Origin of the sequence: Tenacibaculum soleae (assembly GCF_001693415.1) — a bacterium.
Taxonomy (GTDB): Bacteria; Bacteroidota; Bacteroidia; order Flavobacteriales; family Flavobacteriaceae; genus Polaribacter; species Polaribacter soleae.
Window position 1 is genome coordinate 284,282 of the sequence record NZ_MAKX01000002.1, and the last position, 11,874, is coordinate 296,155.

General features: G+C 30.9%; 13 protein-coding genes. 2 read left to right on the forward strand and 11 right to left on the reverse strand.

Annotated elements, in window-relative coordinates:
• Positions 1-20 precede the first annotated feature (20 nt).
• The gene (locus BA195_RS08565; protein WP_068704470.1) at positions 21-1,283 is read left to right on the forward strand and encodes a DUF819 family protein; all 1,263 of its coding nucleotides are present in this window, start codon (positions 21-23) and stop codon (positions 1,281-1,283) included.
• A 39-nt stretch (positions 1,284-1,322) separates the two neighbouring features.
• The gene (locus tag BA195_RS08570) at positions 1,323-2,027 is read left to right on the forward strand and encodes a DUF4369 domain-containing protein (RefSeq protein WP_068704472.1); all 705 of its coding nucleotides are present in this window, start codon (positions 1,323-1,325) and stop codon (positions 2,025-2,027) included.
• 74 nt (positions 2,028-2,101) lie between these two features.
• Here BA195_RS08570 and BA195_RS08575 read toward each other — a convergent pair whose 3' ends face one another.
• From BA195_RS08575 to BA195_RS14250, 11 genes are all read right to left on the reverse strand, one after another.
• Positions 2,102-2,935, reverse strand: a complete 834-nt coding sequence (locus BA195_RS08575) for a universal stress protein (protein ID WP_068704474.1) — start codon at positions 2,933-2,935, stop codon at positions 2,102-2,104.
• A gap of 86 nt (positions 2,936-3,021) precedes the next feature.
• Positions 3,022-3,720, reverse strand: a complete 699-nt coding sequence (locus BA195_RS08580) for a sulfite exporter TauE/SafE family protein (RefSeq protein WP_068704476.1) — start codon at positions 3,718-3,720, stop codon at positions 3,022-3,024.
• 1 nt (position 3,721) lies between these two features.
• Entirely contained in the window at positions 3,722-4,168 is a 447-nt protein-coding gene (locus BA195_RS08585) for a FixH family protein (RefSeq protein WP_068704478.1), read from the reverse strand.
• A 94-nt stretch (positions 4,169-4,262) separates the two neighbouring features.
• Complete coding sequence (ccoG, locus tag BA195_RS08590; protein ID WP_068704480.1) at positions 4,263-5,684, reverse strand: cytochrome c oxidase accessory protein CcoG; 1,422 nt, start codon at positions 5,682-5,684, stop codon at positions 4,263-4,265.
• A 25-nt stretch (positions 5,685-5,709) separates the two neighbouring features.
• Complete coding sequence (locus tag BA195_RS08595; RefSeq protein ID WP_245662337.1) at positions 5,710-6,831, reverse strand: cbb3-type cytochrome c oxidase N-terminal domain-containing protein; 1,122 nt, start codon at positions 6,829-6,831, stop codon at positions 5,710-5,712.
• 12 nt (positions 6,832-6,843) lie between these two features.
• A complete protein-coding gene (locus BA195_RS14205; protein WP_084443140.1) occupies positions 6,844-7,011 on the reverse strand; it encodes a cytochrome C oxidase subunit IV in 168 nt (55 codons plus the stop codon).
• A 6-nt stretch (positions 7,012-7,017) separates the two neighbouring features.
• A complete protein-coding gene (gene ccoN / locus BA195_RS08600) occupies positions 7,018-9,219 on the reverse strand; it encodes a cytochrome-c oxidase, cbb3-type subunit I (protein WP_068704482.1) in 2,202 nt (733 codons plus the stop codon).
• Positions 9,220-9,254: 35 nt separating this feature from the next.
• Positions 9,255-9,413 (reverse strand): cbb3-type cytochrome oxidase assembly protein CcoS, encoded by a 159-nt coding sequence (gene ccoS, locus BA195_RS08605; RefSeq protein WP_068704485.1) that lies wholly within the window; start codon positions 9,411-9,413, stop codon positions 9,255-9,257.
• Positions 9,414-9,506: 93 nt separating this feature from the next.
• Positions 9,507-10,868, reverse strand: coding sequence for an oxygen-independent coproporphyrinogen III oxidase (gene hemN, locus BA195_RS08610; protein WP_068704487.1), 1,362 nt, complete (start codon positions 10,866-10,868; stop codon positions 9,507-9,509).
• Positions 10,868-11,533 (reverse strand): deoxyribose-phosphate aldolase, encoded by a 666-nt coding sequence (gene deoC / locus BA195_RS08615; protein ID WP_068704489.1) that lies wholly within the window; start codon positions 11,531-11,533, stop codon positions 10,868-10,870. Before deoC ends, hemN begins: the two co-directional genes overlap by 1 nt.
• 3 nt (positions 11,534-11,536) lie before the next feature.
• Positions 11,537-11,869 (reverse strand): cupin domain-containing protein, encoded by a 333-nt coding sequence (locus tag BA195_RS14250; protein WP_068704491.1) that lies wholly within the window; start codon positions 11,867-11,869, stop codon positions 11,537-11,539.
• Positions 11,870-11,874: the final 5 nt, after the last annotated feature.

The window sequence follows — 11,874 nt, forward strand, 5'->3', positions numbered from 1 at the left end:
TAGCAATAAAACTAAATTAAATGACAGCACCTACTTTTACAAATGATGCAATTGTTTTTGGAATTCTAATGTTTTCATTAGGATTTGTATTTTATACAGAATCTAAAACCGATGGTTTTTGGTACAAATTTTATAAAATTGTTCCAGGAGTTTTAATGTGTTATTTAATCCCATCCGTTTTTAACTCATTGGGGTTTATTTCTGCTGAGAAAACGCAAACTTATTTTATTGCTAGTAGATATTTTTTACCAGCATCATTAGTTTTAATGACTTTGAGCATCGACTTAAAAGCAATTTTTAATTTAGGGCCTAAAGCATTAATTATGTTTTTTACAGGTACCATAGGTATAATTATAGGAGGGCCAATTGCTATTTTATTAATCTCATTATTTTCTCCTGAAACTGTTGGCGGTGCTGGATTTGATGCTGTATGGAGGGGGTTATCAACACTTGCTGGAAGTTGGATTGGTGGTGGAGCTAATCAAGCTGCAATGCTCGAAATTTATCAATATAACCCTGCTAATTACGGTAAAATGGTACTCGTGGATATTATTGTTGGTAATATTTGGATGGCTATTTTATTAATTGGTATTGGTAAAAACAAAAAAATAAATAAATGGTTAAATGCAGATACTACTGCTATAGAAAAATTAAAAAATAGGGTTTCAAAATTTACTGAAAACGTAACACGTATACCCTCTTTAACTGATTTGATAATTATTCTTTCTATAGCCTTTAGTGCTGTTGGTATCGCTCATTTTGGCGCAGACAATATATCAAGTTATTTAATTACCAACTTTGATGCCGTTGCTGATAGAACATCATCCTTATCATCTTTTTCTTCAAAATTCTTTTGGATGGTTACCATAGCTACTCTTATCGGAATTGCATTATCGTTTACAAAAGTTAAAAATTATGAAGGAGCTGGTGCTAGCAAAATTGGTAGTGTTTTTATTTATATTTTAGTCGCTACCATAGGTATGAAGATGGATTTAACAACAATTTTTGACAATCCAGGTTTACTTATAATTGGTATTGTTTGGATGGGTATTCATGCAGGTTTGTTAATATTAGTTGCAAAATTAATCAAAGCCCCTTATTTCTTCTTAGCTGTAGGTAGCCAAGCAAATGTAGGTGCAGCTGCTTCTGCCCCTGTTGTTGCTGCTGCCTTCCACCCTTCATTAGCTACAGTTGGTGTATTATTAGCAGTTTTTGGTTATGTTGTTGGTACCTATGGAGCAATTTTGTGTACAATTTTAATGGAATTATCGGCTACATTATAAGAGAAATCTGCATATTTGCAACTCTAAATTTTAAATAACATGAAAAAACTTATCGCTATTTGTGCGTTTTCAATATTAGCTTTCGCTTGTTCTTCTAAAAAAGAAGGAAACATGATTGTTAAAGGTCAAATTAAAGGTTTAAAAAAAGGTAACTTATACCTTCAAAAGATGAAAGATACTGTATTAGTATCGGTAGACTCTATGACTTTATTAGGTGATGATAAGTTTATTTTAACTGATAATGTAACATCTCCTGAAATGTATTACCTAACTTTTGATGGAAATACAAATGAAAAAAGTTTAATGTTTTTTGGAGAAGAAGGAGAGATTACAATTAACGATAATATTGAAGAATTTGGTTTTAAACCTGAAATAAAAGGATCTAAAAATCAAGAAGTGATGGATAAATTTCGAGATATTGATCGTAAATTTAAAGACCAACGTTTAGAGTTTCTTAAAAAAGATCTTGAAGCTCGTAAGGCAAAAGATGAAGAATTATTAAAGCAATTAGAAGTTGATTATAAAAAAATGATTCGTCGTCGTTTTTTATTTTCAACAAACTTTGCTATTGCTAATGCTGATAGTGAAGCCGCTCCATACATTGCTTTGTCTGAATTGTATGATGCTAATATTATGTTATTAGATACCATTAATAATAGTTTATCAGATAAAGTTAAAAACTCTAATTACGGAAAACGTTTACAAAAATTTGTAAGCAATATAAAAAGTAAAGAAGGTAAATAATTTTAACTTTTTTGTAAAACAAAAGACTCGATACTTATTGGTATCGAGTCTTTTAATTTTTTAATATTTATGAATTATATTTTAAATGAAATTATAGGCAATTTACTATGATTTGCAATATCTTCTGAAATACTTCCTTCAAAAAAATGTGAAATACCTTTTCTGCCATGAGTTGCTACTGCTATAATATCGGCCTTGCTTTCATCTGCATAATATAAAACGCCTTTTTCTACACTATAATCAGCAACGACTTTAACATTTTTGATACTACTAACATCTTCATTTACATTTTTAAAAAACGCTTTCATTTTTTCTTTAATCTCTTTGCTGTTTTTAAATTTTGATGTTGGTGTATTTACATATACTAATTGTAAATTACAATCTAATTTTTTAAATAAAGCTTTTGCTCTTATATAAGGAGCTATATCATCTTGGGTAAAATCACAAGCAAAAACAACATTTTCAACCTTTTTAGTAATTTTATCTTCTTTAACAACTAACACTGGTACATTCGCATAACGAATTACTTTTTCGGTATTAGAACCTATAAACATTTCTTGTAAGCCACTGGTTCCTTTTGACCCCATAATAATTAAATCGGCTTTCTCTTCTTTAGCTAATTCATCTAGTTCACTAAATATTTTAAAATGTTTAATTATTGGTGTTACTTTTAATGGTGATAAATAGTCTTTTTGTAAAAAATCATTAAACTTTCGTTCAGCTAATTTTAAATAAAAAATCATTTCTTGCTGACTTTCACTTTCTGATTGATTTATTAACGCATGTGAAAGCTCAAGCATGTGTACTACCACTATTTCTGCATTATTTTGTTTTGCCATAAATGCGGCAGTTTGTAATGCATTTTCTGAATAAATTGAAAAATCGACAGGAACTATAATTTTTTTCATAGAATATGATTTATTTAGGTTTAACTTATAGCATAAAGTTACTAGAAACTATTCATAAAAAACATGATTAATATCATTTAATACTCTTAATGACAACCCTTTACCGAAGTTACTAAATTTGTAACTGGTATAGGTGATATATAAGGAATACCTAAACCCAAACCTCTTAAAACAAATAAAATACCTATAAAAATTACTACATATGGAATTGTTTGTTGAATTCTTTTTCTCACCAATCCATTGGCAAAATTCCCCATATAAACAACCACAGTCATTAACGGAATTGTACCCAACCCGAAAACAAACATATACAAACTTCCTGAAAAAGTATTTGCTGTTGCCAAAGCGCCAAAAATAGCCATATACACTAAGCCACAAGGAAGTAAACCATTTAAAAAACCAATAGTAAAAAAAGTATCATTTCCTTTCTTTTTAAGCTCTTTTCCTAAAGCTGATTTTACTTTCATTACCAATTTATTAATTGATTTTGAAAAGTTATATTTTTTAAAAGCTTTAGGTAAAATAATCGTTAGAATCATTAAAATTCCTACTACAATTGAGAGTTGTTGTTGAAATCCGAAAAAATAAAATCCTTTTCCTAAAAAACCAAATAATAATCCAATTAAACTATAAGTAAAAAGCCTACCTAAATGATAGCTAAAAATTTGAAAAAACTGTTTTATGCTATTACTTCTATCAACTGGTAACATAAATGCGATTGGCCCGCACATACCGATACAATGAAAGCTACCTAGTAATCCAAATATAAGAGCTGATAAGAACATTTTAATAATTTAGTTCTTTCTGATATAAATATGCTGTATTTTCGTAGCTCCAAGAAACTTTAATGTTCCAACGACCACCTAACAAACGTTTCTCAGGCACGAGCAAATATGTATTAGAGATTGAAATAGGAATTTCAAAATCTAATTGCTTATTAGATGGTCTGTATAGGAACACTTTTCCTTTAACATTTTCTGGTTTAAAGATTGCAGGAAAATAAACTTTTAAACCTCCTGCAACTCTTTTAATTTTAATATTTTCTTCTAATTCTTTAGCATTCCTTGTTGCATTAATGCTGTTTTGGTATGTTAATTCTTGTTGATAATATTTTTCGGTAACCAAATCATGATTATAGTTTTTACCTGTACTCATTGATATAACGAAATACATTATAAAACTCATAAATGCAATAATTGCGATTACTATGCCCGTGCCCCAGTTTAGTTTCATTTTATTTATTTTTGTGTCATTGTTAATAAAATAAAGTAATCTGCTAATTTATTATGAGATTACTTCGTCATGCTTCCTCGTAATGACAAATTATTTATCGATAACTTCTTGGCCCTAAAAAATTGGTTTTAGTAGTTTCTATTAATTTATTACCACTATACACTCCTATTTTAAGGTTTACTTTTTCTTTTTTCATTTCTGATTGATGTAACTCTACAAATAAAGTTCCTTCTGCCAATCCTTGTTTTGGTACTTCAAAATTTTGATGCGTTACTGTTTCTATTTTCCCTTTATGAGACAACAACTTATAACTTACATCATCAATTTGTTTGGTTGTTTTATTAATTACTTTATACGTGTATATATTGCTAATAATTCCGTTTTCTTTATGCTGATATAATTGCCCTGGCAATCGTAATATTGTTGCTTCAACATCATTTCTTAAAAACAACATTCCTATTAAAACTGCTATTAAAATTCCTAAAACAGCTGAATATCCTTTCATTCTAGCTGTAAATTTAAAAGGAGCTTTCTTTTCAATATTTTCTTCACTTGCAAAACGAATTAAACCTTTAGGGAAACCTACTTTTTCCATAATATGGTCACACTCATCAATACAAGCAGTACAATTTACACACTCTAACTGTGTTCCATTACGAATATCAATTCCTGTAGGACACACATTTACACATTGAAAACAATCAATACAATCTCCTTTTCCACTTGTAGCTCTATCTTCCTTTTTATTAAACTTCGCTCTTCCTTCTTTTCCTTCACCACGCACATGGTCATATGCTACATTAATTGTTTTGTTATCTAGTAAAACCCCTTGTAAACGACCATAAGGACAAGCAATTATACATACTTGCTCTCGAAACCAAGCAAATATGAAATAGAAAACTCCGGTAAAGATTAACAATGATATTAAGGTATTAATATTATCAAACGGATTACCTGTTATGTAAGTAATTAAAACATCTCCACCTATTAGGTAAGCCAAAAAAACGTTTGCTATTAAAAATGAGATAATAAAAAAGATAAACCATTTTAAAACTCGTTTCTTAATTTTTTCGGCATTCCAAGGCTGTTTTTCTAAACGGATTTGTTTTCCTCTATCACCATCAATCCAATATTCTATTTTTCTAAAAACCATTTCTAAAAAGATGGTTTGGGGGCAAATCCATCCGCAAAAAATTCGTCCAAAAACTACGGTAAAAAGAATAATAAACACGACACCTACAATCATTGAAACCACTAATAAATGAAAATCTTGTGGCCAAAAAGGAAATCCGAAAATATTAAACTTACGCTCTATAACATTGAATAATAAAAATTGGTTTCCATCAATTTTTATAAAAGGTGCTGATAGTAAAATTAATAACAAAAAATAACTAACATACGATCTGTATTTATAAAATCGTCCACTTGGCTTTTTAGGATACACCCAAGCACGCTTACCTTCATTGTTGATGGTACCAATACTATCTCTAAATTGTTCGTTCTTGGGTGTTTCCATTGCTATTAACTATTAAAACCAAATACTATTGTAAACTATCTTTTGCTTGTGTAACTTCTTTTACCTGTACCTCATCTCCATATAACTCACCTTGTGGTGGTTTTGGGTTTGCTGGTGTGGTACCTTGCATAGACATAATATAACTTGCTACTTTTTGTATGTCTTTTGGTTTTAAAGTTTTACCCCAAGCAACCATTCCTTTTCCGTCTCTACCTCCATTGGTAATGGTTGCAAATACGTTTTTAAGTCCGCCACCTAACAACCAATATTTATCGGTTAAATTAGGACCGATACCTCCACCTCCATCACCAATGTGACAAGCAGCACAGTTTAAATTATAAACAGCTTTACCTCTTTTTAAATCACTTTCTGAAGTTAAAAGTGTTACTGTTTCTGCATCAATAATAGCTTCTTTTGAAGTAGATTTAAAAGCTGCTAATTCTTTTTTAGCCTGTGCTACAGATTGTGCATATTCCATTTCTTGTGTATAGCCATCTAAAACTTCAAATCGCACTAAATATACTACTGCAAAGATTATTGTTCCGTAGAACATATACACCCACCATGGCGGTAAGTTATTATCTAACTCTTTAATTCCGTCATAATTATGGTCTAATACAATTTCTTCTTCTTGCTCAATAGCTTTTGCTTCTGTCCATTTAGCTATTAATGTTTTAGCCCAGCTCCATTGATCAACTTCATCAGGATTTATTCCTGCTTTTACCATTTCAGCTTCTTCAACTTTTTTAACTCCGGTAATGGTTAACACTTCTTTTGCTAAAATTACCAATCCGAAGGCAATAAGACCGATCCAAACCAACGGTGTTTCTAAAAAATTATATGGATTTGCATACGAATTAATCGCTTTTGCTAATACAAAAGGTGTTAAAAAGGTAAATAAAAACGAAATAATAGCCTGAAGTCTAGTATAGTTTTTAGGCATTAATGTATTTGCTTTATTTACAACTGTGTTAGATAATACCTCTTTTAAAAGTACTACTAAACCAAAACCTATGGCTATTAACCAAACTATAGGAGTTTCTAAAAAATTAAATGGCTCTTTATATGCTTTAAACGCCGCCGCCAAAATAAATGGCATTGAAAAAACAAAAAGAAAAGATACTATTGATTGAATATATTTTTTCATAATAATTTCATTTTAATCATTTAAAGGTAAACTACTTACCTTGCTTATATATTCTTTTTTGGCTGTAAACACCCACCAAAACAACACCATAAAAAAGGTAAAGAATATTGTTAGTGAGATCATAGGATATATTTCTATACCTGTAATACTCTCCATATGGTTTTTTACGAATTTTAACATGACCTTTTAATTTTTAGTACTTAATTGTTTTTGAACATCTTTTACTTTAATATCGGTACCTAATCGTTGTAAATATGCTATTAAGGCAACGATTTCTCTGTCTTTCATTTCGATAAAATCTTGTCCATTTTCTTCGGCATACTTCTTATCTGAAGCATAATTTTTAGCAAAATCAGGATCTTGATGTAAATTTTCTTGAATTTTAGCTCCTTGCTCATTCATACTAGCTTGCGCTGCTGCTATTTCTTCATCAGAATAAGGAACACCCAAAGAAACCATGGCTTTCATTTTATCTTCTGTATTGCTTTTATCTAGTTTACTTCTTACCAACCATTGGTATGCTGGCATTATAGAACCTGGTGAGGTACTTTGCGGATCATACATGTGGTTTAAGTGCCAACTATCAGAGTATTTACTTCCTACCCTATGTAAATCTGGCCCTGTACGCTTACTCCCCCATAAAAATGGATGGTCATATACAAATTCGCCTGCTTTAGAGTATTCACCATATCGTTCAACTTCACTTCTAAATGGTCGTACCATTTGTGAATGACATCCTACACATCCTTCTCTAATATAAATATCACGCCCTTCTAACTCTAACGGAGAATATGGTTTTACACTTGATATGGTTGGAATGTTAGATTTTACTAATAGTGTTGGTACAATTTGTACAACTCCTCCTATTAAAATAGCAATAGTAGCGTAAATAGTTAATTTTACTGGTTTTCTTTCTAACCAAGTATGCCATCCTTCACCTTTTGTTCTGTGCTTAGATACCTTAGTTAATGGTGCTGCTTCGGCTAAATCATCAGTAACATTACTACCAGATTTTACAGTACGAATCATGTTATACAACATTACAAATGCTCCTACAATAAACATACTACCTCCAATAGCACGCATCCAATACATTGGTATAATTTCATTTACGGTTTCTAAGAAATTACCATACGCTAATGTTCCGTCTGGATTAAATTGCTTCCACATTGATGCTTGTACAAAACCTGCTACGTACATTGGTAATGCATACATAATAATACCTAAGGTACCAATCCAGAAATGGAAATTTGCTAATGCTGTAGAATATAATTTTGTTTTAAATAATTTTGGAACCATCCAATAAATCATCCCAAAGGTAAAAAACCCGTTCCATGCTAAGGCACCAACGTGTACGTGTGCTATAATCCAATCACTAAAGTGTGCAATGGCATTCACATTTTTTAACGATAACATTGGCCCTTCAAAAGTTGCCATACCATAACCTGTAATTGCAACAACAAAGAATTTTAAAACAGGGTCGGTGCGAACCTTATCCCATGCTCCTCGAAGTGTTAATAATCCATTTATCATACCTCCCCATGATGGAGCAAGTAACATGATAGAAAATGCAACTCCTAAATTTTGAGCCCAAGTTGGTAATGCTGTATATAGTAAATGGTGAGGTCCTGCCCAGATATAAATAAATATTAACGACCAAAAGTGAACGATTGATAATCGGTATGAGTATACTGGTCTGTTTGCTGCTTTTGGAACAAAGTAATACATTAATCCTAAAAACGGCGTTGTTAAGAAAAATGCCACGGCATTATGCCCATACCACCATTGCACTAAAGCATCTTGCACTCCTGCATATACAGAGTAAGACTTTAAAAACCCAACTGGTAATGCTAAACTATTAAATATGTGTAATACTGCAACGGTTACAAAGGTTCCTAAATAAAACCAAATGGCAACATATAAATGGCGTTGTCTTCTTTGTAAAACTGTCCAAATCATATTAGCACCAAAAGCGACCCAAACTAAAGCTATTGCAATATCAATTGGCCACTCTAACTCTGCATATTCTTTCGAACTTGTGTATCCTAGTGGAAGTGTGATTGCGGCTGCTACAATAATTAACTGCCATCCCCAAAAATTAAAATTACTTAAAAAATCACTCGCCATACGTGTTTTTAACAATCGTTGTAACGAATAATAAACCCCTGCATAAATAGCGTTTCCTACAAAGGCAAAAATTACCGCATTGGTATGTAATGGGCGTAAACGACCAAAACTTAACCACGAGATTCCGTCGGTAATATTTGGGAATAAAAACATTAAGGCCAAAAGTAAACCTACCGAGAAACCTACAATTCCCCATAGTAGTGTGGCGTAAATGAATTTTTTTACGATTTTATTATCGTAATAAAATTGTTGCATTTCCATAATTTAATTGAATTTAATATCTATTGTTAGTTTTTTTATTGATCTTTTTTGACTAATTCGTCATCAAAAAGCATACGAACAGATGGCGTATACGAATCATCGTACTGCCCCTTTTTTACTGAAACGATAAATGCAATAAAAAAAATTAGTGCCACTAAAATACTTAGTGAAAGTAGTAAGTAAATAACGCTCATATCTTGCCTGATAAATTATATATCAAAGGTACTTTTGATGTTTTTCTTAAAATATGACTTTTATCATGTTTGATGATATTTGTTAAAGAAGTCTTAAATCGTCATCGAAAATAATTTTGTTTCTGGTTTGTTTTTATGTAATCGTTTATCAAAAGCCATACAAATATTACGCACATAGGGTCTTGCTTTTTCTGGTACTACTAAAGTGTTTTCTTTAATTACAACCAAACCATCTTCAACCATTTCTTGTAATTTTTGTAAATGAATATCAATATCTTTAACCTTTAACTTTTCAACATTCCACGAAGTGGAAAAATGACACATAATGTTTAATATATGTTTTCTTATAATTAAATCTTCTTCAGATAAAATGTGCCCTCTAAAAACAGGTATTTCTCCTTGGTTAACTATTTTTTGATATTCTTTTACTGTTTTTACATTCTGTGCAAATCCGTACCAAGAATCTGATATTGCCGACATACCTAGCCCAATCATTAATTGCGTTTTATTGGCGGTATAGCCCATAAAATTTCGATGTAAAGTTTTTTCTTTAGTTGCTTTATATAAGGTATCTGAAGGTAAAGCAAAATGATCCATTCCTATTTCTATGTAGCCCATTTCAGCAAACAATTCTTTTCCTATTTCGTACAATTCTCTTTTCTCTTCATTTTTTGGTAAATCTTGCTCGTTAAAACCTCTTTGACCAACACCTTTTACCCAGGGTACGTGAGCGTAACTATAAAATGAAATTCTGTCGGGTTGTAATTCTTTGGTTTTATTAATGGTATGAATTACATTTTCTTTAGTTTGAAATGGTAGTCCAAAAATTAAATCGTGACTAACCGATGTATAACCAATTTCTCTTGCCCAACGTGTAGCTCTTGCTACATTTTCAAAAGGTTGTACTCTATGAATTGCAACTTGAACTTTATGGTTATAATCTTGTACACCGTAACTAACACGCGTAAAACCTACATCAAACAACGTTTGTAATTGTTCTTTTGTGGTGTTATTAGGGTGTCCCTCAAAACTAAATTCGTGATTTTTGTGTTTTTTTGCATTTACAAATAAACCATCAATTAGTTTTTTTAATTGTTCTTTTGAAAAAAAAGTTGGGGTTCCTCCACCTAAATGAATTTCTTTTATAATTGGCGTTTCATCAACCAAATTAGTATATAAATTCCATTCTTTTAAAACAGTATCAATATAATCTTCTTCTACTTCATGTCGTTTAGTTATATGTTTATGACAGGCACAAAAAGTACACAAACTTTCACAAAAAGGTAAATGAATATATAAACTTATTCCTTCTGATGAATTGCTTTCTACAAATGAATCTTTAAATGTTTTGAGCCATCTTTCTTTATTAAATGTTTCGTTTTCCCAATACGGAACCGTTGGATAACTGGTATACCTTGGGCCAGGAATATTATATTTTTGTATAAGTGTTTTCATTAATATTGTTTTTTTTCTGCAATTCCTTTGGTAACAAGTGAAACCCCCGATGAAGTTCCTAAACGAGTAACTCCCATATTAATATATTTTTCTGCGGTTTCTTTGTCTCTAACTCCACCTGCCGCTTTTATTTGTGCGTTGTTTTTTACAACTTTTTTCATAACTTCAACGTCTTTAAAAGTTGCTCCACTGGTTCCAAAACCAGTTGATGTTTTTACAAAATCTACCCCTGCATTTACGGCTAATTCTGATGCTGTTTTTATTTGCTTTTTAGATAAATAACAAGTCTCAAAAATCACTTTTAATATATTATTTCCGATAGCTTTTTTTATCGATCTAATTTCGTTTTCTATATATTCATTTTCTCCATCTAATAATTTTCCGATATTGATAACCATATCAATTTCTGACGCTCCTTTTTCTATACAATTTTTAGCTTCAAAAACTTTTGCTTCTGTAGCCATTGCTCCTAAAGGAAACCCAATTACTGCGGCTATTTTTATATCCGATTTATAAAGTTCTTGTTTCGCTAGTTCAACATAACATCCATTAACACAAACTGCATAAAAGTTAAATTCTTTAGCTTCGTTACACAACTTTACAATGTCATTTTTTGATGCTGTAGCTTTTAATAATGTATGATCTATATATTTGTTAATTTTCATAATCTAAACATTTTCCACTCTTTTCAAAGTATCTAATTTAGATAATGTTAAGCGTACAACACTCTCTTCAACTGCTGTAAGATTATGAACTACTTGTGGTTTTAATGAAATTGCATCACCTGTATTTAACACTGTATTTTCTCCGTTTACACCAAAATCAATACAACCTTTTAACACCTGAACAATAATTGCAAATGGAGCTTGATGGTCTTCCATTATTTGCCCTTTTTTAAACACAATACGTATTTCTTTCGAAAAATCAGTATCTAACATTAAAGCAACTGCTGGTTTGTGTTCATTAAATTTTATGTCTTTTAAAAATGAGGCTACTTTCATAATTT